The organism is Paenibacillus sp. FSL R7-0333 (genome assembly GCF_038000365.1).
Classification (GTDB): Bacteria; Bacillota; Bacilli; order Paenibacillales; family Paenibacillaceae; genus Paenibacillus_AQ; species Paenibacillus_AQ silagei.
The window spans coordinates 5,191,475-5,215,525 of sequence record NZ_JBBOBZ010000001.1 but is presented as its reverse complement, the minus strand read 5'-3'; the positions used below and the strand labels follow the sequence as shown (position 1 = coordinate 5,215,525).

13 protein-coding genes are annotated in these 24,051 nt (G+C 53.0%); all 13 read left to right on the top strand.

All coding sequences use genetic code 11. From position 1 onward, the window contains the following. The first annotated feature begins 11 nt into the window (after positions 1–11). The 13 genes from MKY86_RS21925 (at position 12) to MKY86_RS21865 (ending at position 23,917) form a co-directional block, all read left to right on the top strand. The gene (locus tag MKY86_RS21925; RefSeq protein ID WP_340827486.1) at positions 12–1,193 is read left to right on the top strand and encodes an MFS transporter; all 1,182 of its coding nucleotides are present in this window, start codon (positions 12–14) and stop codon (positions 1,191–1,193) included. 18 nt (positions 1,194–1,211) lie between these two features. Then, the gene (locus MKY86_RS21920; protein ID WP_076076195.1) at positions 1,212–3,458 is read left to right on the top strand and encodes a helix-turn-helix domain-containing protein; all 2,247 of its coding nucleotides are present in this window, start codon (positions 1,212–1,214) and stop codon (positions 3,456–3,458) included. A 348-nt stretch (positions 3,459–3,806) separates the two neighbouring features. After that, positions 3,807–5,399 carry an extracellular solute-binding protein gene (locus MKY86_RS21915; RefSeq protein ID WP_076076198.1) on the top strand — a complete coding sequence of 531 codons (1,593 nt, stop codon included), beginning with the start codon at positions 3,807–3,809 and terminating at the stop codon, positions 5,397–5,399. A 132-nt stretch (positions 5,400–5,531) separates the two neighbouring features. Then, positions 5,532–6,398: an ABC transporter permease gene (locus MKY86_RS21910; RefSeq protein WP_051493947.1), complete on the top strand. Its 867-nt coding sequence runs from the start codon at positions 5,532–5,534 to the stop codon at positions 6,396–6,398. 27 nt (positions 6,399–6,425) lie between these two features. Further along, positions 6,426–7,298 carry a carbohydrate ABC transporter permease gene (locus tag MKY86_RS21905; RefSeq protein WP_076076200.1) on the top strand — a complete coding sequence of 291 codons (873 nt, stop codon included), beginning with the start codon at positions 6,426–6,428 and terminating at the stop codon, positions 7,296–7,298. Between the two features lie 8 nt (positions 7,299–7,306). Then, positions 7,307–9,040, top strand: coding sequence for a hypothetical protein (locus tag MKY86_RS21900; protein WP_076076203.1), 1,734 nt, complete (start codon positions 7,307–7,309; stop codon positions 9,038–9,040). 94 nt (positions 9,041–9,134) lie between these two features. Then, a complete protein-coding gene (locus MKY86_RS21895) occupies positions 9,135–11,504 on the top strand; it encodes a glycoside hydrolase family 95 protein (RefSeq protein WP_076076205.1) in 2,370 nt (789 codons plus the stop codon). Positions 11,505–11,898: 394 nt separating this feature from the next. Next, positions 11,899–16,230: an endo-1,4-beta-xylanase gene (locus tag MKY86_RS21890; protein WP_076076207.1), complete on the top strand. Its 4,332-nt coding sequence runs from the start codon at positions 11,899–11,901 to the stop codon at positions 16,228–16,230. A gap of 669 nt (positions 16,231–16,899) precedes the next feature. Beyond that, positions 16,900–17,859: an ABC transporter permease gene (locus MKY86_RS21885; protein WP_076076378.1), complete on the top strand. Its 960-nt coding sequence runs from the start codon at positions 16,900–16,902 to the stop codon at positions 17,857–17,859. Positions 17,860–17,877: 18 nt separating this feature from the next. Then, positions 17,878–18,756, top strand: a complete 879-nt coding sequence (locus tag MKY86_RS21880; RefSeq protein ID WP_036724075.1) for a carbohydrate ABC transporter permease — start codon at positions 17,878–17,880, stop codon at positions 18,754–18,756. A gap of 103 nt (positions 18,757–18,859) precedes the next feature. Further along, on the top strand, positions 18,860–20,566 hold the full coding sequence (locus tag MKY86_RS21875; RefSeq protein WP_076076214.1) for an extracellular solute-binding protein: 1,707 nt from the start codon (positions 18,860–18,862) through the stop codon (positions 20,564–20,566). Positions 20,567–20,622: 56 nt separating this feature from the next. Continuing rightward, a complete protein-coding gene (locus MKY86_RS21870) occupies positions 20,623–22,335 on the top strand; it encodes a sensor histidine kinase (RefSeq protein ID WP_076076217.1) in 1,713 nt (570 codons plus the stop codon). Next, entirely contained in the window at positions 22,289–23,917 is a 1,629-nt protein-coding gene (locus MKY86_RS21865) for a response regulator (protein ID WP_083684578.1), read from the top strand. Before MKY86_RS21870 ends, MKY86_RS21865 begins: the two co-directional genes overlap by 47 nt. Positions 23,918–24,051 lie beyond the last annotated feature (134 nt).

Below are 24,051 nucleotides of genomic sequence, written 5' to 3'. Positions count from 1 at the left end.
GAACAAGTATAATGAGATTCTCTGTAGGCAGCAAAGAGAGCGAGGTCCTGCTGAAGATGCGCGGGCTGTATCTGTTCACAGGTCTGGCCGGGGGCAGCTTCAACCCGTATGTCACCTCCCTTCTGGTTCATCAGGGCATGACGAGCCAGAGAATTGGAATTATGATGGCCTTCGGCACCTTGCTGGCGATTCTGTTTCAGCCGTTATGGGGAATTCTGGTGGACCGCTATCAACGAACAAGACTGGTACTGATGCTTACCCTGATTGTTCCTGGCACCATAGTCTATCTCTACAATGTAAAATGGCTTGTCGTAATTGTGCTGGTATACAGCTTGTATACGATTTTTCAGAGCACCCAGACGCCGGTTGCCGACGCTTATGCAGTGAATGCAGCTTCAGCCGCAGGTACCTCGTTCGGGACCATCCGGCTGTTCGGCAGTATCGGCACGGCGCTGGGAGGGTACTTCGGCGGATTGTATCTGAACTGGCTGGGGGTCACCGAGCTGTGGATTCCCTTCCTGCTCTTCAACCTGCTTGCTCTTATGCTCGTGATGACCATCCCGGTGAATGTGGAGCGGCGGACGCAGCATGTAACCTTCACCAGCGGAATCAGGCAGCTGCTGGGTAACCGGGTCTTTCTGTTGTTTCTCGCCGGTTGTTTTCTGGTGAACCAGACGCTTACGGCCTTCAACTCCTTCTTTGTCCTGACCTTCCAGATGGCGGGCGGGAGCTTCGCGTGGTCAGGCATCGCCCTGATGATTGCTTCCATTACCAGTGTTCCGGCAATGCTCGTGGCCGCAAGAGTCCTGAAGAAGTACGGCTATGAGAAAACACTCATGCTGGCCTCTGTTGTCTACATGCTCCGTTGGGCGATCCAATGGCTCATTCCTGTTCCCGGTGTTATGATAGGTGTCCAGACGCTGCATGGCATGTCTTTTGGTTTCTTTTACATTGCAGCTGTGGAATATGTGGCCTCCATTACGGGCAAAGAGCTGCAAGCCACAGGACAAAGCCTGTTCAATATGGTGTTTGTGGGTCTTGGAGGCATTGCCGGGAATCTGCTGAACGGGTATCTGCTGGATAGCGGAGGCCCGGGACTGATGTATTTCTCCTGTACGGTCAGCGCCGCGCTCGGCGCATTGCTGCTGTACAGAGTCAAGTCCATTTCACATAAAAAGCAGCAGTCCGAATAAGAAGAAGGGGGAAGCTCTATGAAGCGCAGTTGGTATAGTCGGATGCTATTCTCATACTTCCCTGTCTTCCTGCTTGTCGTCACTGTTCTAATCTTCCTGGCCTTCATGGTCATTACGGAGCTGTCCCGCAGCGAGACGGAGAAGGCCAATTACATATCCACCAGCTATGTGGCGGATACGGTGGAGCGGACCTTGAATGATGTTGAGCTGGGGGTGCTGCAGGAGATCGGAAATAACTATTCTTATAATGACTTCCTGGATGCGCCATCCGGCACAGACTCACCGGCGGGCAGCTCGTATGAAATTGTGCAGAGCATGAACCGGCTATCTGAACGCTTCAGCTTGATTGATTCGATCTATGTCTACCGTAACAAGGACAAGCTGATACTGGGCCAGAGCGGATACGTGAATCCGGGACAGGGCCAGGGGCTGGAGGCGGAATATTTGCAGCAGCTCTCCGCGAATAAGCAGCAGGGGTGGAGCGCTGTACGGATGGTTCAACCCAGGAACTCTCAGGACTTACGGCCGGTGATCAGCCTGGCCAGCAGGCTGCCGATTCCTTGGGGCTCCGACGGCTATATTGTTATTAATGTGAGTGTGTACCGCATAGAACGTCTGGTGGACAGCTTGACGAGTGGAGAACTGTCCTTCCTGCGGATCAAGGATGTCTCAGGGACGGCGATCTATGATTCCGCTCCAGCCGCAGACGGCGGGAAGAACAGAACGCTCTCGAAGGTCGAGGCGAAGAATCTGGGCTGGACCTTCGAGAGCGGACTCCGGGCCGGGCGCTTATTCGACTGGATCTCGGTGATCTCCTACGTCTGGTTCATTCTCGGGCTGCTGACGATTGCGCTGGGCGTAGTGTACATCATCTACATCACCCGGCGGAATTACCGGCCCATCCATCAACTGATGGTGCGGATTCAAGGACTTCAGCCTGCGGCCCAGAATGCCGCGCCTGCCGTAGCTTCCGATGAGCTGGCACTGATGCATAATGCGCTGGACCGGCTGGTGCAGATCACTACCGACTATGAGCGGGAACGTTATGAGAATCTGGTCATTCAGCGCCGGGAGCTGTTCCAGGATTTCCTCAGCGGGCAGCGGTTGGAGGATGCGGAAGAGCGGCTGGAGACGCTGGACCCTTTTGAGGGCACCAGGGAGTTCGAAGCCTTCGTTGTATTTGCAGCCGAGCTGAACCGGGAGAGGGAATGGCATACGCTGCCTGCTCAGGATCAGAACCTGCTGAAATTCGCCTTAACCAATGTACTGGGGGATCTGATGGCAGATAAGCAGCTTCAGGCCTGGGCCGAATGGATCAGCGGGGAGCGGCTGGGGATTATTATTGGCCTCCGGTTCCAGCCGGTGAAGGATGACAGTGATAGTATGCTGGAGCTGGCAAGAGACTGCCACCGCTGGATTATGGATAATCTGCGGGTATCTCTGACCTTCGGAGTGGGTACGGTCGTCCGGGACTGGCGGGAGATCCGGAATTCTTACGCGGCTGCGGCTGAGGTGCTGAGTCACAGGCTGGCTCTGGGAACAGATATTGCTGCAGTCCAAATGGATCAGCAGGACGATTCCGGATTGCAGAGCTATAAATACTTCGGAAGCTTCACCCAGCTTGTCCGTGAATTCCGCATGTCGGGCGAGAACTGGCGAATCCGGCTGGACGAAATCCTCGATTCCTTCCGCAAGGACCGCCTGAAGGACGAAGAGATCTATATGCTGCTGGAAGTGCTGCTCCAGGCGCTGGAGCAGGAGCTTAAGGGGATAGCGGAGACGCTGGACCGTCAGCTCGCGGCAGCATGGAGCGGCGGTCTGCGGGAACGCATCCGGGGCAGCACCAATCTTGAAGAGATCCGGGAGCTGCTGACCGGCTGGCTGAATGAAACCTACCATGTCTATGTGTCGGTCAATGAGCTGAAGAGCCACCGGGTGATGATTACCGAGGTTAAGCATTATATAGAAGAGCATTATGCTAATCCTGATCTGTCCTTGAATCATCTGAGCGAACGGTTCCAGATCTCTGCGAAATACGCCAGCTACCTGTTCAAGGAAGAATTCAATATGAAGTTCGTGGACTTTCTCGCAGAGCTGCGGCTGATGAAGGCCAAGGAACTGCTGGAGACGACTTCTGAGAGCATACAGGATATTGCCCTGCAGATTGGATATGCTAATTCCATTACCTTCGGACGAGTCTTCAAGCGTATTACGGGTATGACCCCGGGAGATTACCGCAAATTGAAGCTCCATAAAGATGAATAAGCATTGCGTAAATCCGGCTTCAGCTGATTCCGGGTTTGCGCTTTTTTTGATTATTGTGGGAGGTTTGGTGTAATGGGTAGTAAATACATAACATAATTAGTTATATATGAGTTAGGTATTTAGGTTTATGGATACAATTTTCGTGAAGCATTCCTGCGATTATTGTATATTCAGAATGAAAAAAGCTGCAATTTTATTGGTTTTTTCATGAAAATTCAATAGGAAACATGTATATTGTCGAATTCCGCAAACGATGTAATAATTCATCACATGATCAAGCCGTAAGCATCATACAGAGACGACAGGCTGATTGAAATCAGAATTCGAAAGGGATAGGTGACAGGAAATATGACAAATGATAACGGTAAAAGAAAGTTGGCTCTCGGTCTCTCAGCGGTTCTTATGTCCTCTATGGTATTGTCTGCATGCTCGTCTAAAGATTCCAGTGAGGCAAGCGGCAACGGTGCAGCACCAGCCGGCAGCTTGAAGATCGAAATTTTTGACCGTGGCAATGCGCCGGCCGGTGTTACGGCATCCGATAATTTCCTCACCAATTATGTTAAAGAGAATTTCGGAAAGGCTAACAATATTAATGTGGAATTCGTCCCTATCCCCCGCTCGGAAGAAGTGACCAAGCTTAATGTCCTGATGGCCAGCGGAACCGATGTTCCTGATATCGTCTTCACCTATGACTCCGGGACCTTCAACAAATATGCTGAGCAAGGCGGGCTGACGGATCTGACTCCGCTGCTGCAAGAACACGGACAGAACCTGACCAAGTTCCTTGGCGAGGATACTCTGCGCTACGGTCAATACGATGGCGTTCAGTATAGCATTCCTGCCAAACGCTCTACGGTAGGTAAATATGCTTCCTTCATCCGTCAAGACTGGCTGGATAAGCTGGGGCTTCCTGTTCCGGCTACCTCAGAGGAGCTGTACAATACACTGACCGCCTTCAAGACCAAAGATCCGGGTGAAACCGGCGGCAAGGTGATTCCTCTCGGTATGACGATTGCAGCGGCGCAGTATGATTCGCTGGTCTGGTCCTTCATTAAGCCGGTCAATGAGCAGGAGCGCTTCGAGCTTACACAGAACCTGAGCTCCCGGGACTATCCGATTCTGCTGCCCGGATTCAAGGATGCCATTCAATATATGAACAAGCTGTATAACGAAGGGCTGATCAGCAAGGATTTTGCCCTGGATGAGAATAAAGAGACCCTTACACAGAATATCGGGAACGGGCTTGTGGGCGCATTCAGCGATGATAACGATGCGATCTTCTACCCTGACGGTACTTATGATGTTCTGACGAAGAATAACCCGAAGGCTGTGCTGAGCGCCATTGATCCATTCACGAACAGCGAGGGGAAGACGGCCAAGCCGGTATCTGCTCCGAACGGGATGTATATTATGATTCCGAAGTCCAGCAAGCATGCGGTGGAAGCTATGAAGTATCTGGACTGGATGTCTGCAGATGGTCATCTGCAATATATCCAGAACGGGATTGAAGGCGAGCATTACAAGCTGGAAGACGGCGTGCCGGTCTCCATTCCGGATCTGTCTGCCGAATCCTCGAACAAGCTGTCAGGCGGCGGGGATATCGGGATTATTGCGAACGGACGGATTTTTGAGAGCCAGGAGAAGAATAATGAGGCCTTTGTGAAGAGCTTCCGCACCCAGTATCAGGATATCATCGCGAAATCACTGAATATTTCCACCACTAACCCGATTGAGCCGGTGTTCACCAGCCGTCCGATTGAGGCCGAGAGCAAATACGGCACGACACTTAGCGATAAAATCAAGCAGCTAATGGTGAAAGCTACAATGGTCTCCCCTGGCGAATTCGAGGTCACCTATGAGAGTATGCTGAAGGACTACATGTCGAGCGGCGGACAGGCCATTCTGGATGAACGCAAGGCTGCCTACAGCGAGCAGAAATAATTGAATTCGAGGTCCGTGAGGGAGGGGGAGCGGCAGGGCTGCCAGTCTTGGCTGCTCCTCTTACAGCCTCAGGGGCACAGTGGAGGAGGAATCGTTGTGGGATACACCCGTTATTTCCGCAGAAATTGGCAGATGTACGCATTGCTGGTCTTGCCCATCCTATTCTTTATTATTTTCAAATATGGTCCAATGTATGGTGTGCAGATTGCGTTCAAGGACTTCAACTTCTTCAAAGGCATTGGTGGCAGTGAATGGATTGGTCTTGACGGATTCCGCGAGGTATTTGCGAATCAGGACTTTTATATAACCTTACGCAACACGTTGATGCTGAACTTTCTGGATTTGATCGTTTCTTTTCCCGCCCCCTTGATTATTGCCATTATGCTATTTGAGCTGAAGGTGGTCTGGTTCAAGAAGCTGTCTCAAACCATTCTGTATATTCCGCATTTTATTTCCTGGGTAATCATCGGCGGGATTGTGTATCAGCTCTTTGGCCAGCAGTCCGGGATGATTAACAACCTGTTAACGAGCCTGGGGCTGGATGCTATTCCTTTTCTCTCTGACAAAAATTATTGGCTGATCACGTACCTGCTGACCGGTGTCTGGCAGAGTGCTGGCTGGGGGACGATCCTCTATCTGGCGGCACTCGCGGGCATTAATAAAGAGCTGTTCGAAGCGGCGGAGGTCGATGGGGCCGGAAGAATCAAGCGCATTCTGCATATTACGATTCCGGGGATCAAGCCGACGATTGTTACGCTGCTGATCATTAATCTGGGCAACATGATCTCGATTGGCTTCGAGCGGCCGTTCGTGATCGGTAACCTTGCGGTTATGGAATACTCGGATGTGCTGAGTACCTTTGTGTACCGGATCGGTCTGGAATCGGGGCAGTATACGCTGGCTACGGTGGTTGGATTGTTCCAGGCGGTGGTCGGACTTCTATTCCTGCTGGTGGCGAACTATATCTCCAAGAAGCTTACAGACGAGAGCATCCTATAATCAACCTTTGGATCGGGAGTGTACATTATGAATGAAAGAGCAGCTAACAAGGCGTTTGATACATGGATTGTGATCTGCTTAACCTTATCGGTGCTGGCATGTCTGATTCCGTTCGTGCATATTCTCGCGGTCTCCTTCAGCGGAACCGTCCCGATTGCTTCGGGCAGAGTCACTCTGTTCCCTATGGATTTCAATATTGAGGCGTATAAAAAAGTGTTCAGTGATGCCGCAATGATCCGCTCGCTGGGCTTCACGATATTCCTGACAGTGCTGTTCACAGCGCTGTGCATGATGATGACGGTTGCGGCGGGCTATGCCCTGTCGAAGAAGGATCTGAAGGGCCGTAAAATCTTCATGTTCCTCATTGTCGTCACCATGTTCTTCAGCGGCGGTATTATTCCAGAATATATTCTGACACGTGAGCTGCATTTGCTGAATACGATCTGGGCGCTGGTGCTGCCCGGGCTGATCAGCCCATTCTATATGATTATCCTGATTTCTTTTCTGGCCGGTATTCCTGATGCGCTCAAGGAATCCGCTGAGATCGACGGCAGCAGCCAATTCGGGACGCTGATCCGTATCATTCTGCCGTTATCCACGCCCGTGCTTGCTACCTTAAGCCTGTTCTATGCAGTCGGCAGATGGAACGGATTCCAGGACACGCTGATGTATATCACGAAGCCGGAGCTGTATCCGCTCCAGCTGAAGCTCTATCATATGATCCAGAACAGCCAGGTATCCGATCTGATGAGAATGGAGGGGAACGCGGTCAGCACGGTTGTGCCGGAGAGTCTGAAGGCGGCTACTGTAATGTTCGCCACAGTGCCTATTCTGCTCGTCTATCCATGGCTGCAAAGATACTTCGTCTCGGGGGTAATGACCGGGGCGGTGAAAGGGTGAGCAGACAGATGTTCAAGAAGATAACGGACATTAATGACAAATGGACAGAGGAATCCATGGAGCTGCAGATCAGTGACCGGGAGAGCCGGTACTTCGGGGGCGTGCGTGATCCGCTGAGCGGCGTAGCCTGGCCGAATCACACCGGTACGGCCCAGTATCTGGCGGCATGGGCGGCTGCGCTGGTGAATCCGCAGTCCCGGTATTACCGGGATCCGGTGCTGCTGGAGCAGCTGCATGAGGGGATGGCGTTCATGCTGCGGTTCCAGCATGAGGACGGCACGATCTCGCCGGGCTGGACGAATTATCATTCACCGCCGGATACGGCGTTCGTGGTGGTCGGATTAGCCAATATCCTCACGCTGCTCGAGCGGGAAAGCTGGCCGCCGCTGAGGCCGGTGGCGGATCAGATTAGAGCCTTCCTTGTGCGGACGATTCCGGCGATGCTGACCGGAGGTGTGCATACCCCCAATCACCGCTGGGTGCTGACTGCCGCGCTGGGGTCTTTGTACCGGATTTTTGCCCTGGAGGAGTTACAGGCAAGAGCCGGGGAATGGCTTCAGGAGGGGATGGACATTACGCCGGACGGTGAATGGACGGAGCGGAGTAACGGAATCTACAATACGGTCAGTGACATTATGCTCTATTACGCCGCGCAGGATCTGAACCGTCCAGAGCTTCTGGAGCCGGTCCGCCAGAATCTGCGGATGATGAAATATCTGGTACACCCGGATGGTGAGGTGGTCACTGATTATTCGGGGCGGCAGGATTTCGGCAGCGTCTACTCGCTGGCTGACTATTATCTGTGCTATCAGCTGATGGCAGAGCATGACCGCGATCCGGAATTCGCAGCTCTCGCGGAGCTGGCAGGCCGCTCGGTTATCCATCCGGGTTCACTGCCCAATCAGATTATGCTGGGGTTCCTGCTCTATGCGCAGATGCAGGCGGCTTCAGTCGCGCCGGGAGAATTGCCGGACAGCTACCGCAAGGTGATCAATGGCACGTTTAATCGTCAGGAGCTGATGGGCCGAATCGGTCAGGACGGCTACGGCGGGCCTGTCCGCCACAGCAAGCAGCATACGGAATTCGGTGCTCCGGTTGCCCGTGTGCGCAGCGGAGAGACCAGTGTAAGCGTGATGACCGAGGCTTCCTCGCTGTTCTCGCTGCGGCATGGCCGGGCAAGGCTGCTGGGGGTTCAGCTGGCTTCAAGCTTCGAGCCTGGACTGATTACGATGGATACGCTGACGGAGATTTCGGGCGGCTATCGTCTGGAGTCTGTAGCCGGAAAGGGGTATTACGGCACCATTCCGGCGGACAAGCTGCCATCCCGGACCGGCTTGCCTTGCAGCCCGTGGTATCTGCTGCCTCATGGAGAGCGGCCGCTTACCCATAACCAGACGAGCAGTGTTTGCGTGAAGGTAAGCGAGTGGGAAGCTGGCTGGGATCTGCATTTCTCAGCGCCGTCTCCGGCAGATGTGCTGACCCAGATCGTCCTGCTCTTCGGCAGCGAGGGCAGACTTGAAGGCTCCGCGCTGACGCCGGTGCCGGGGATGAGCGAGGCTTCCTTCTGGACCGCCGGAACACTCCGCTATAGCGCAGGGGAGGACTGGATGGAGCTTGAGCAGGGCTGTCATGAGCATCACCTGGCCGATATCCGGGGGATGAGCTATCCCGAAGGCTGCCAGAAAGTCATCGTAACACTCATCACTCCGCTGGATTATACCCTGCGGATTCGTCTTTCCTGACAGATGCCTATATAATGAAAGGGTTATCAGGATTTATCAGGACTTAAGGGTTCAGCCAGATTAGAAATTACGGTGTATGGAGGTAAGCTGCGCAATGAATATTTCATTTAATACCCCCGCTACTTATTGGGTGGAGGCGCTTCCAGTCGGGAACGGACGGCTGGGGGCTATGATTTTTGGCGGCATTGAGAAGGAGCGTCTGGCGCTGAATGAGGACACGCTGTGGTCCGGGTACAAGACAGACTGGAATAATCCGGGGGCCCGCGAGGTTCTCCCTAAGGTTAGGGCGCTGATTGCAGAAGGCAGGAATGAAGAAGCGGATCAGCTATGCAAAAAAATGATGGGCCCCTATGCACAGTCCTACCTGCCGTTCGGGGATCTGCTGCTTACGATGGAGCACGGGCAGACCATAGACGGGGAATATAGCCGGAAGCTGGACTTGTCCACGGGTGTTGGTACCGTCTCCTATGTAATCGGCGGTGTCCGCTATACCCGGGAGGTCTTCGCCTCTCACCCGGACCAGGTGATCATTGTCCGCTTAACGGCCAGCGAGGAGAACCGGCTCAGCTTCCGGGCGAAGCTGGACAGTCCGCTCCGCCACCGTTCGGAAGCAGACGGGGAGCACTACACGATTACCGGACATGCTCCTGAATATGTGGCACCGAATTATTACGAAGTCGATCAGCCGGTCCGTTACGGTGGAGAGTCCCCGCGGAGTCTGGAGTTCCACGGCCGTCTGGCTGCGGTCCAGACTGGAGGCCGTCTGGAAGCTACTGCTGACGGCATACAAGTTACCGGCGCAACGGAAGCGGTTCTATACTTCAGTGCGGCAACCTCGTTCGATGCGGAATCGGGCACAGTGAAGGCGGATTATGGTGTGCGGCAGCAGACTGCGCAAACGGTACAGCGTATCATTAATGAGCCTTATGCCGGGCTGCTTGGCCGTCATGTTGACGACCACCGGGAGCTGTTTGACCGGGTAGAGCTGCATCTTGGAGAGAGCCTGGCCCCTGAGGGCATGCCGACGGATCAGAGAATTGCTGCCTACGGCAGCAATGATCCGGGGCTGGTAGAGCTTCTGTTCCATTACGGCCGTTATCTGCTGATTGCCAGCTCCCGTCCGGGCACACAGCCGGCGAACCTCCAGGGCATCTGGAATCAGGATACCCGGGCACCGTGGAGCAGCAATTACACGCTGAATATCAATGCGGAGATGAATTATTGGCCGGCAGAGATCTGCAATCTGTCCGAGCTGCATCAGCCGCTGATTGACTATACCCGGAGGCTGACGGTCAACGGCAGTGAGACGGCCCGGATTAACTATGGCGCACGCGGCTGGGTAGCCCATCATAACGCCGATCTCTGGGCGCAATCGGCTCCGGTTGGCGGCTACGGTGACGGAGATCCGGTCTGGGCATCCTGGGCGATGGGTGGGGTATGGCTCACCCAGCATCTGTGGGAGCATTATGCCTTCAGCGGCGATCTGTCCTATCTGCGGGAGACCGCGTATCCGGTAATGAAGGAAGCGGCCTTGTTCTGCCTGGATTGGCTGATCGAGAACCCGGACGGGTACCTGATTACCTCGCCGTCCACTTCTCCTGAGCACAAAATCGTAGACGGCGGCAAGAAGTATGCCGTCAGCGAAGCGGCAACCATGGATCTGTCGCTGATCGCGGAGCTGTTCACGAACTGCAGCCTTGCTGCCGGATTGCTTGAGCTGGACGGCGAATTTGCGGCTGAGCTGGAGGCCGCCCGCGCGCGGCTGCTGCCGTTGCAGGTAGGTGCAGGCGGCCGGCTTCAGGAATGGTCAGCGGATATGGAGGATGAGGATGTGCATCACCGCCATGTCTCCCATCTAGTCGGGGTCTACCCGGGCAGATCGATCACGGAGAAGTTAGTTCCCGAGCTGTATGAAGCAGCCAGAACCTCGCTTGAGATTCGCGGAGACGGCGGAACCGGCTGGAGCCTGGGCTGGAAAATCGGACTATGGGCCAGATTCAAGCAAGGTGACCGGGCCAAGCAGCTGATCACGAACCTGCTGACGCTGGTTCAGCCGGAGGCCGTTAACAATGAACGCGGCGGTGTCTATCCGAACCTGTTCGACGCCCATCCGCCGTTCCAGATTGACGGGAACTTCGCGGCTACAGCCGGAATTGCCGAGATGTTGCTGCAATCCCACCAGGGAGTTCTGGAGCTTCTGCCCGCCCTGCCTTCAAGCTGGAGCGAAGGAACAGTGAAGGGGCTGCGGGCGCGCGGCGGCTATGAGGTGAACCTGACCTGGAGCGCTGGCGTTCTCGGGCAAGCGGAGGTGACCGCTCATCTTGGGGGAATCTGTTCGATGCTGGCAGAACGCCCTCTGGAGATTACGCGCGGAGAAGAACGGCAACGGGTAGAGCCGGATTCGGACGGTCTGGTGAGTATTGAGATGCAGACGGGGGAACGCGTTAGTGTACGGTATGCTTAGCAGATAAGGCGGAGTGAATAATAGTTATGCAAATTGCAGCACGCTTCAGATTGTGGAGTGTGCTGTTTTTGCGTTGTTTGAGTAGGTGCGCGGGCCGGATGTATGCGAAAAACCGAATACATTGCGCCAGATGGTGCTGTGCGGACCAAATGTAATCGAAAAACCGATCACATTGCGCCAGATGGTGCCGTGCGGGCCAAATGTAATCGAAAAACCGATTACAGCGCAACATCTGCTGCGCATGGGGGCGGGAGCCGGGTGTAGCGGCTAATTTTTCCCGCCCCGCTTATCATTTTGTTATCAATCCTATCAAATTGTTATTTGTAAACGATTTCCAATCGGCTATAATTCATTCTGTAAGCGCTTAATTAAAATGGAAATTAGGAGGGTACAGATGCTCAAGCGTAAACGAATGATGAGCCTCACGCTGGCGCTGGTCGTCCTGGCAGCTTCGGTGCTGCCGATGCGGACACCAGTCTATGCTGCGGCTGAGGAAGGCCCGGCAGTTGTTCTTGCTTCGGACTTTGAAGACGGCACTGCACAGGGTTGGACCAAGAAAGGCGACGAACAGCTTACAGTAACGAAGGAGGTCTATCATGGAGGCTCCTACAGTCTGTACGTAGATGGACGGACCAAGGATTGGGAAGGGCCTAATCAGGTTCTGACGGACCACATGACTCCGAACACAGCCTACACTGTGGGAGCTTGGGTGAAATCTCCGGCGCCGGTCAAATTCACGGTACATACCAAAATCGGTGAAGCCGAGGATTGGAAGCCTATAGCAGAATTTAACGGAACGCAGTGGTCGGATGAATGGACGTATCTGGAAGGTACTTTTATTACAGGCGATAAGGTAGGCTTCACGGAGATTTATGCAGAAGCCGCAGCAGGAACCGCATTCTACGTGGATGATATCAAGATTACCGCCGCAGCGGCTGAAGTCCCGGAGGGGGAGGAAGGGCTGCGTACGGATTTTGAAGACGGAACGCTTCAGGGCTGGAAGAACCGGATTGGGCCGGAATCGTTGTCGGTGAGTCAGGATACGGCTAATACCGGAACCCGCAGTATGCTGGTCGAAGGAAGAGAGCGCAGCTTCCATGGGCCGAGTCTGAGTGTGAAGGAGCATCTGCGGCCGGGTAAGAGCTATCAGTTCTCGCTGTATGTCCGCCTGAAGGAGAAGCCGGAGGTTGACACAAGCCTGCAAATGACGGTGTATAAGAAGGCAGGCTCCGAGAGCTGGAATGCGATCGATAAGGTTAGCATTAAGGCCGATCAGTGGGAGCAGTGGCATCTGCTGAAGGGGAATTTCCAGTACAGCGACCAGCCGTCTGAGGTGAACCTGTTCGTGGAGACTCCTTATATTACCGAGGAGACTGTGGATACGTTATCTTTTTATGTAGATGATGTGGTGATTGAACCTGCACCTGAGATGAGTATTGAACAGGATATTCCTGCGCTAAAAGACATCTATGCGAACGATTTCGCTATTGGTGCTGCTGCGTATTCTTGGCAAATGGAAGGGGTCTATGGGGAGCTGCTGAAGAAGCATTTCAACAGCATTACAGCTACCTATGAAATGAAGCCCAAATTCCTTGCTCCTTCCGAGGGCACTTATGTGTTCGACGGGGCGGATAAATATGTGAATTTTGCCGAAGCGAACGGTATGGGACTTCGCGGACACGCGCTGCTGTGGCATGTGGATGCTGCCGAGTGGATGTTCACGGGTCCTGACGGCCAGCCGGCCAGCAGAGAGCTGCTGCTTACGCGTCTACAGAGTTATATCGAGACCGTTATGCACCGCTATAAGGGCAAAATCTATGCCTGGGATGTTGTGAACGAAGCGATTGCCGACAATGGCGGCGGTCCGGACGGGATGAGACTGTCCCCCTGGTATAACCTGATCGGTCCGGACTATATCGAGAAGGCATTTGAATTCGCCCGTGCGGCGGACCCGGAAGCGAAGCTCTATTACAATGATTATTACACAGAGGTACCGGAAAAGCGTGAGCATATCTACAAGCTGCTGAAGACGCTCAAGGCGAAGAATCTGATTGACGGCGTGGGTCTCCAGTCTCATCACGGACTGTTCTCCCCATCCATACCGGAGATTGAAAAGACGATTCAGCAATTCTCTCAGCTTGATCTGGACATTCAAATCACTGAGCTGGACGTAGATTCGGGCATCAGCCCTTCTGCTCCGCTGCCTGCAGATATCGCTGCGCGGCAGGGCAAACGCTATAATGATCTGTTCGAGCTCTACAAGAAGTACAAGGGCACGATCTCCTCGGTCTCTATCTGGGGAGTGCAGGATGAGAAAAGCTACAACAACCATGCCATGTTGTTCGATGAGCAGCTGAAGGCGAAGCCTGCTTTCTGGGGGGCGGCGGACCCGTCCAAGCTGCCGGCCATTCACAATGTAGCCTTGGCGCTTGAGGGTACGCCTCAGGCAGGCGCAGCCGGGAAAGCCCTGTGGAGCAAAACAGCAGGGATTCCACTGGAACAGGGCAGTACGGTAACTGCTAAGGTTCATACGTTGTGGGATACCGATAACCTGTATGTGCAGGCAGACGTAACCGATGCAAGTGTGAACGGGGAAGACAAGGTTGAGCTTTTCCTGGATGAGAACAATGGCAAGACTGCGGCTTATCAGCCGGATGACCGCAAGATCAGCTTGCCGCGTTTGGGCTCCGGGACAGCAGGGATCAGCTTCACCAGCACAGAACGTGAGGGCGGTTATATCATTGAAGCGAGAATTCCGCTCGTAACCGTCAAGGGTGCCGCTGGCGCTGAACTGGGTCTCGATATCCGTGTCAGTGACGCCGGTGTTCCGGATTCTGTTCCTGCTTACTGGAATGACAGAAGCCGGTCCCAAGACACTGATACCAGCCATTACGGAGTCCTGCGACTCTCTGCAATGCCTAATTCAGCGGAATCGCTGAAGGGTCAGGTGAAGATCGACGGACAGATGGATGCGGAGTGGGAGAAGGCGAAGCCTTTTCAGGTGAAAATATCTGCCGCGCCTTACAGCACCACCGCAGAAGCCAGATCGATGTGGACGGAGGACAGCCTCTACCTGATCGTTGATGTGAAGGACGCCTTACTGAAGGCGGATGCCGCGAATCCATGGGACCAGGACTCCGTGGAAATCTTCATTGATGAGAATTTCAACAGAACCCCTTATTACGAGGGGGATGATGGTCAATACCGGATTAATATTAATAATGTGGCTTCCTTTGGCGGAGGCGCCTCGGACAACAGATTGACCAGCGCGGTGGTCCATACGGACACCGGGTATCGTGTGGAAGCCAAAATTAATTTCGGCACGATCAAGGGGGCGGTGGGAAGCTCCATCGGGCTTGACCTACAGATCAATGATGACCGGGGCGACGGCATCCGCAGTACAAGTAAATGGAATGACAGGGGAGAGGATACGTGGCGGGATACCTCGAATTTCGGGATCTTGACCTTTGTGGCACCTGAGGCGGCACCGCCAACCCCTACAGACGGGACTTCTACGTATCCATCGTCAAGCTCGACACCATCCGTGAAGGCATCTGCTCCGGCGGCAGAGAACTTCACGGACGGCAAGCTGACCGTTCAGACTTCCCCGGATCAGGCGGGAATCCTGAATGTGGATCTCACGCCGGATGCAGTAAGTCAGGCCGTGCTTCAGTCACTGGACAGCGGCATTCTGAAGATTGCCGTCAAGCCTGCCTCTGGAGCCGAAGCGCTGCTGCTGGGGCTTCCGCTTCAGAGTCTGGCAGAGCAGCCTAAGATTAAGGAGATTCGAATAGAGAGCGGCTTCGGGGCGATTCTAAGCCTGAATACGCAGCTGCTGAAATTGCAGGATGTACAGCCCGGAGATGTGCTTCAGCTTCAGGTGAGGCGGGCGAAGCAGGACGGATGGCCGGCAACGGTGAAGGCCCGCCTGGATGGGGCCGCTGTACTGGACTTCTCGCTCGCTATCCATGGAGCCAAGATTACAGCAGTTGACGCAACGGCGCTTACCTTGCTGCTGCCTTATGAACTTAAGTCAGGCGAGCGGGCGCACCAGCTTGTGGTATATCAGGTGCTGGAGAATGGGCGGCTTGTGGTTGTGAAGGATCGTCAGTATGATCCGGCTACAGGCTATGTCTCCTTCAAGACCAAGGAGCTTGGACAATATGCGGTTGCCACGGTGAAGCTAACCGATCACAAGGGCAGCAAATGGGCAGCCGAGAGTGTTGAAGCTCTGGCTGCAAAAGGAATACTTCCTCTGGGAGCAGAGGCTTCCTATGAGAGCGGGGTATTGATGAACCGTGCGGAGTTTGCCCAGCTGCTGGTCGATGCTTTTGACCTTCAGGCTGAAGCAGCCGCTCCAGGCTTCAAGGATGTCAGTACGGATTCCCCATATGCCGAGGCTATTAACATTGCAGGAGCCTTAGGTATTGTAAAAGGTAGAGCAGATAGGCTCTACAGTCCTAACGCTACACTAAGCCGTCAGGAAATGGCGGTCATGCTGAACCGGCTCGTCCAGCTAGAGCAGATCATACTGAAGGACGATTCCGCTGCTGTTCAAAGCTTTAAAGATCTGAACCAGTTGAGCGCGGAAGCTTCAGGCGCAATAGAGAAGCTGCGGGCTGCCGGAGTCATCCAAGGCGCGCAGAACGGCAACTTCCTGCCGAAGGCCCAGATGACTAAGGAGCAGGCTGCCGTGGTAGTCTACCGGATAATCAGTCTCAATTAGTAGAGTAGTGTCCGCAAGTCTATAGCATTGATTCGAGCAGCGGTTCTCCCAGGTAAGGGGGGGCCGCTGCTTTTTGTGATGGGAGGGAGCGTACCATGTGGGAGGACAATCGATGGATAGAGGTGTCGCTAGGAGCGAGTGGATGTCAACAGGGAGAGTGAGCCGCTTGGAGCGTTTGGACATTGATGAGTGGAGAGTAGTGCCTGAACGGGTGGATGTTTGTGATGGGAGTAATATGGCTGCGGTGTCTGCTTTAGGGGACTGTTATGTCTGCATTGTCCGCGTTGCCCCAGTACTGTATGAGGAAATAGTTGGATTTTAGGCACTTGTTCGCGCGCGGAATGGACCTAACGGGACAGCAGTTGGAAAAAAGGCACTTGTTACGCCAGGGCCGGAACAAAAAGAAGATTTTCTCGAAAATAAATAGCATAAATCCACCTAATTTCCTCAAATGCTCCAAATCGGCTAAATTAAGATACGTTTTTCCAACTAATCGTAATGGTTTCTTCTTTGGCGGTACCTTGCCCCCACTCTTAACATAGTTATCATTTTGTTATCAATGCTTTGTATTTATCATGTATCTGTCATGTCCGGCTAGGTATGATTAATTTATAAACAAAGTAAACGGATACACGTTGACCAGCAAAGGGGAGCAGAAGCATGAAAAACATGGTTACGCCAGCCAGCGTAAAAGGCGAGAAACTGGATGTCAATGCGGGGAGGCCCCGGAAAAAATCGAAATGGACCAAGAACCTTAGCCTCGATCTGATGGTTCTGCCGGCTTTGATCCTAACCGTGATCTTCGCCTATATTCCAATGACAGGACTTGCGATTGCCTTCAAGAATTACAAGCCGGGCTTAGGCTTTAGCGCCTCCAAGTGGGTGGGGCTGGAGCATTTTGAATATCTGTTCAGTATTCCCGAGAACGTTCAGATCATCTGGAACACACTGATTATTGCCGGTCTGAAAATGATCGCCAACCTGATCGTTCCCTTCTTATTCGCACTGCTGCTGAATGAGATCCGCAAGATGGCATTCAAAAAAATGGTACAAACCATTGTCTATATGCCCCACTTCCTCTCATGGGTGATCCTGGGCGGTATCCTCTCCGACCTGCTGGCCAGAGACGGAGGCCTGATCAACCAGGTGCTGGTCAGTGTATTCGGCATCCAGCCGATCTTCTTCCTGGGTGACGGGAACTGGTTCCGGTTTGTCGTTGTAGTGAGTGATGTCTGGAAAGAGTTCGGCTTCAACACTATCGTCTTCCTGGCCTCCCTGGCGGGAATTAACCCGGCACTCTATGAAGCAGCTGAGGTAGACGGAGCAGGACGCTGGCAGCAGACATGGTCTATTACGATGCCGGCCATGCTGCCGATTACCATCGTTGTTGGAACACTGGCGCTGGGGAACGTGCTTAACGGAGGTTTTGACCAGATCTTCAACCTGTATAACGCGCTTGTCTTCGATAAAGGGGACATCATCGATACATTTGTCTACAGACTAGGAATTGTTGACGGTAAGTTCAGCTTCTCCACAGCGGTCGGATTGTTCAAATCCGTTGTCAGCTTTGTCTTGATCGTAACAGCTTACCGCCTTTCGTATAAATTTGCTAACTACCGTATTTTCTAGAATGGAGGCTAATAGGGCATGTATCATAAAACAAAACCTTACCGCATTTTCACCGTGTTCAACTATATCCTGATGATCGCAGTTTCAATCATGTGTGTTGTTCCGCTGATTCACGTTCTTGCTGTATCGTTCAGCGGGAAATCGGCAGCCAATGCCAATCTGGTGGGTCTGTGGCCGGTAGATTTCACAGTGGATGCCTATACCAAGACCGTAGCCAATGAGAATTTCACCAGGTCCATCTGGGTGACACTGCAGCGCACGGTGCTGGGAACGCTGTTCAGCATGGGGGTAGTCATTCTGGCTGCCTACGCGCTGTCCAAAGAGAACGCCCGGTTCAGACGCCGGAACATGTATATCTGGCTCCTGGTCTTCACCATGCTGTTCAGCGGCGGTCTGGTGCCAATGTACATTCTGATTCAGAAGCTGCACCTGATGAACTCCTTATGGGTGCTGATTCTGCCGGGAGCCGTCTCGGTATGGAATATCATTCTGCTGCTTAACTTCTTCCGGGCCGTGCCCAAAGAAATGGAAGAAGCCGCCTTCATCGACGGCGCAGGTCATTTCAGAACACTGTTCAGCGTGTATCTCCCGGTATCCATGCCGGCTATTGCTACACTGTCGCTGTTCACGATTGTCGGTCACTGGAACTCCTGGTTCGACGGCCTGCTGTATATGACGGATCACCGCAACTATCCGCTGGCGACCTTCCTGCAGTCAGTCATTGTCCAGCAGGACTTCAGTAAGGTGACTGTACGGCCGGAGGATCTGGAGAATATCTCGCAAAGAACGGTCAAAGCCGCTCAGATCTTCATCGGGATGGCACCGATCCTCATCGTGTACCCATTCCTGCAGCGTTTCTTCGTGAAGGGAATTGTCCTCGGGGCGGTTAAGGAATAGCCGTCCTTCCTATTAAAGGGGGTGATGCACGCGCTGGAAGCTGAAAAAGATTGACTCATATAATTAATATGATTAAATTTTAATTAAAGGGGTGCAAGATTAAATGATAAAGAAAATGAAATTCTCTGCGGCGGCAGTGTTATCCACAGTCATGCTGGGCAGCTTGCTGGCCGGATGCGGCGGAAATGCTGACAACAAGAAGGCAGAAGGGGACAACAAGCCGGCGGCAAGCGAAGACGCAATGTATTCGGCTCCCTTTGAGAATGGCAAATATACAGAGCCTGTAACCATTTCAACGGTATTTCCCATCGCAAGCAGCCTGAAATTCAAGAACGGTGAGAACATCGAGAATAACGTGCACACCAAATGGGCCAAGGATACGCTGGGCATTGATATCAAGTATCTCTGGACCGTAAGTGACCAGAACAACGCCTATGAAACCAAGCTGCGCCTGATGCTGACCTCAGGTGAAAAAATGCCGGACATCATCTCTTTCCGTGGAAGCCCTTCCCTGATCTCTGATCTGATTGACAGCGGCCAGTTCACCGATGCGGGCGAATTGTTCGACAAATATGCTTCCGATATCTACAAAAAAGCGATGGCCGAAGAGCCAACCGTATGGAATCCCTACATGAGAGACGGCAAGCGGATGGGGATCCCGATTCTGGAAAACGCTTATAATAATGACCCGGTTATGTATATCCGTGAGGATTGGCTGAAGAAGCTGAACCTTAAGGCTCCGACGAATCTGGCTGAGCTGGAAACCGTGCTCGATGCGTTCACGAACCAGGACCCTGACGGCAACGGCAAGAAGGATACAACGGGACTGGCTGTAGGCTTCAAAAACAACCTGAACACATGGATGTCGGAAGCCGGATGGGTCTTCGGGATGTTCGGCGCCATGCCTAACCAGTGGAACAAGACGGCGGACAACCAGCTCGCTTACGGCTCTGTTCAGCCGGAGATGAAGGAAGGCCTGGCAACGATGCAGAAATGGATGAAAGAAGGCTATATCTCCTCCGAATCCGGTCTGTATGATGAGAACAAAGCAACAGAAGCTTTCACTGCAGGCAAATCGGGTATCATTGTCGGCCCTTACTGGATGACAGGCTGGCCGCTGCCGGATCTGCAGAAGAACGTTCCAGGTGCAGTGCATAAGGCTTATCCGCTTCCGGCAGGCCCGGATGGCAAGGTAGGCAGACACGGCACGAAGATCGCCTCCGGTGCTGTATTGATCAACAAGGATATGGAGCATAAAGACGCATTCTTCGTCTACCAGAACTATCTGTTTGATAACTGGGCCAACCCGGACAGCACAACCTTCGTGAACGGCTTCGCCAAAGGCTACGATTATGATATCGCTGAAGACGGAACCGTCCTGAAAGAGCAGGATACGGATAAGATTCCAGGCGGCTGGGTGGATGCGATCCGTTATACCCTGACTTACGATGGAGCCATTATTCCTAACCTGATGATGAATACACTGGCCAAGCTGGCTGGCGGCGCTGAGCCTGCTAACCAGTATGAGAAGAATCTGTCCGAGCGTATTCCTGAGCAGATCTTAGCAGCCAAAATCATCGTCGATCAGAAGGACAGTGTAATGCCTGAGATGTTCACAGGTACGCCTACTGAAACTCAGCTCTCCCGTGGAGATATGCTGGAGAAGCTGGAGAAGGAAATTCTGAACAAAATTATTTATGACAAAGCGCCGGTAGACGAATTTGATACCTTTGTAGAGAAATGGAAAACTACAGGCGGCGACAAAGTGACCACAGAGGTCAATGAATGGTATCAATCTCTATCGAAGTAAAGATACGGAGAATCAGGGCGGCCCCCAGGCCGTCCTTTCATTTGGAGGAGGGCAATGTGAAATATCGTCTGTCTATCTTTCAGTGGCTGTCGTTTGTTCTGATGCTGATGCTGCTGATCATTGTAGGTGCGTTTTGGCTCATCTACCGGCTGAACGTGAAGGACATTCAGAATGAGCTGAGAAAAAATAAAATGTACGAGGTTGAATTCATGACCTCCCAGCTATCCACGCAATTTGAACAGGTGCTGACAAATACCATTACTTTGTCACAGGACCAGTCTGTGCGTGGATATCCTTATATTCTGAAGTTCGGGGATCAATATTCCAAATATGAGATGAAGCTGACCATCATCGATAAGCTCGCCCTGAACACCGCCTCTACCTCCTGGAAGAATACAGTGATTCTGTACTATGAGGATGAGAAAGAGACGGTATCCTCTGATTCCTCCTTCTCCTTCAGTACCTTCAGCCCCCCGGAGCAGGCGCGGAACCGCTGGGTGCTGCACATGGATAAGGAAGGCAAGGGATATTACTCCAACATCATGCGCAGTCATATCAGCTCGCTGTTAATTGAAGTCAGGATTTCACTGGATAATCTGGTGAAAATGATGGAGCAGTATGTCTCCGGTATGCCGCTGTTATACGATGCCTCTGAGGGGGCCTTTATCCAGCCAAGGGCGGCATTTCCGCAGGAGCTGTTACAGTCGATCAGTCCCCAGATCAGCGGGAACAGGGGGACCATCTCCGCTACAGAGAATCGTGCAGAGTATCTGATTAACTATATGAAGTCGGACATGCTGGATTTGTATTTCATAGACGCCTATCCCAAGCGCCAGTATATCGAACCGATTAACCGCAATAACCGGCTGTTCCTCTATGCGGTACTGGTGGTGCTGGTGGGTATTATGTTCTACACGCTGCTTCTTCGCCGTCAGGTGCAGAAGCCGGTGATTATGCTGCGCAAGGCGATCGACCGGTTCGACCGGGGCGACTTTTCCAGCCGTGCCGTCGATCTGCAGGTCAATGAGTTCAAGGTGCTGGGCAATTCCTTTAACCGGATGGCGGAGAATACCCAGACACTGATCGAGCAGGTTCTGCTGGGCGAGCTTGAAGTGAAGGAGGCGAAGCTGAAGCAGTATCAGGCGCAGATTAATCCGCATTTTCTCTATAACTGCCTGAATTTCATTCAGAGCAAAGCAAGCATCGAAGATTATCATGCGGTCACCGCGATGACGCTGCATCTGGCTTCCTACTGCCGGTACATTCATAAGATTGAACAGCTGGATTCTACGCTCCAGGATGAACTGGATTTCGTCGAGCATTATCTACACATGGTCCATCTGCGCAAAAGAGAGATAACCTTCGAATTCGGTGTCACGGCGGAGGCGGGCAGATACCGGTTGCCAAGGATGATTCTGCAGCCGCTCGTGGAGAACTGCATTAAGCATGGCATTGAACCGGGCCTGAGGCCCGGCATCATCTCGGTTGCCGCCGAGGAAGATGATTCGTATCTTCTGATTACCGTGAAGGATAACGGAATCGGCATGACGGAAGAACGGCTTGGCGCGGTCCGCCGCCATATCGAGGATAATATTATCAGCAATGAACAGCTCGGAACGGGGCTAAGGAATGTGAATCAGCGGCTGCGATTGTATTTTGGCAAGGACTCCGGGTTATCCGTAGACTCCGTGCTGTCCGAAGGCACCTGTTACCGGATTCGGATTGAAAAGGAGGGAGAAGCTCATTCTGCAAATTCTGCTGGTAGATGATGAACAATATGTCGTAGATGATCTGGAGCTTGCTTTTCCATGGCAGGACTTCGGGATTGAAAAAGTATATAAAGCCTACTCCGGCGCCCAGGCCATACAGATGATCGGGCAATACCCGGTTGATATAGTCATTACGGATATCGCCATGCCCGGGATGAGCGGGCTGGAGCTGGTGAAGCAGGTGCGGAAGACCCACCGGAGAATCAAGTGTATTCTGCTAACCGGCTACGCCGAGTTCGAATATGCCAGGGAAGCCCTTCAGTATGGGGTGGCAGAGTATCTTGTTAAGCCGCTGGATCACCAGAAGCTTCGTGCTGCTCTGGAGAGCACGATTAAGACGATTAAGAAGGAAATCGACCGGACGGCATCTTATGAGCAGGCGATGCTGGCCTTCCGGGAGCATCTCCCGGCGCTGAAGGATAAGCTGCTGGCCGAGCTGATTCAGGGCAAATCCTATCCGCAGGAACGGCTGAAGGACAAGCTCAGCGGATATCAGATTGATTTTCAGCTGAACGACCGGGTCTTCCTGATTCTGATCCGTCTGGAGGAGCATTTCACGAACTTCGGGCTGGATAGCCAATTGCTCTTTGAATACGCGGTGACGAACATTGCCTGCGAGCTGCTGGGCCCTTGCTTCGAGCTGTGGCATGGCCGGGATGCTTACGAGAACCTGGTGTTTATTGTGAAGAGCAGTGAAGCGGGGGCGGTTGACCCGGACAAGATTCTCAAGCAGCTAACCCATAATACCCATCAGCTGCACAGCAGTGTGAATGAATATCTGAATGGCGGAATCTCGGTTATTCTGTCCTACCCGGGGGAATTCCCGCTGGATATCCGCGCCATGTATGAGGATTCCCAGTCGGCGTTAAGACAGCAAGTGGGCAATGACCAGGGCTATTTCATCTCCTTGACGGACAAGCAGAAGAGCTCGCCGGTCCAGCCGCTCAAGGACTTATATGCTTCCCCGACACTGATGCATCTGCTGGAGACCGGCCAGTGGCAGGGGTATAAGGAACGGCTGCAGCAGCTGAGAGAATTCAGCAACAACCTGCCGTCGTATAACGAAGAATATATTGAGGAGATCCGTACTATGATTCTCGGCTCCTTTCACTATATTGCCCATAAGAATCATAGCCTGCTGTCCGATCTGGTCGGGCGGGAGCTGCTGGATAAGACCCTCTTCCGTTCCGTGTCCCAACTGGTCAGCTGGGGTGAGGCGCTGGTGGATAACCTGCAGGGCAAGCTCGAACGGGATACACAGAATAACCGGATGGGCATCGTCAAAGATATGCAGAGCTGCATCGCTGCTAATCTGGCAGAGGCCAGCCAGCAATTCGTTGCGGACGCGGTCTCGCTTCATCCGGCATATGTCTCCAGACTGTTCAAGCAGGTCAGCGGGATCAGCATCAGCGAGTATATCCTGAATAGGAAGATGGAGCAGGCCGTAGCAAGCCTCCGCAACTCCGAGCTGAAGATCTATGAGATCTCTGAGCAGCTAGGCTACGCAAATAGCCAGTATTTCATTAAGGTGTTCAAGGAGCAATTCGGCATGACGCCCCAGGATTACCGGGGGAAATTGTAGGGGGATGCGTGGTCTTGTCCCGTAATATCACAGGCTTCGGCTCAATTTGGGCTGGGGCCTTTTTTTAGCTAAAATTTAAATATGATAACCGATTGACATAAATATGTTAACCGGTTATCATAAAATTGCATCCG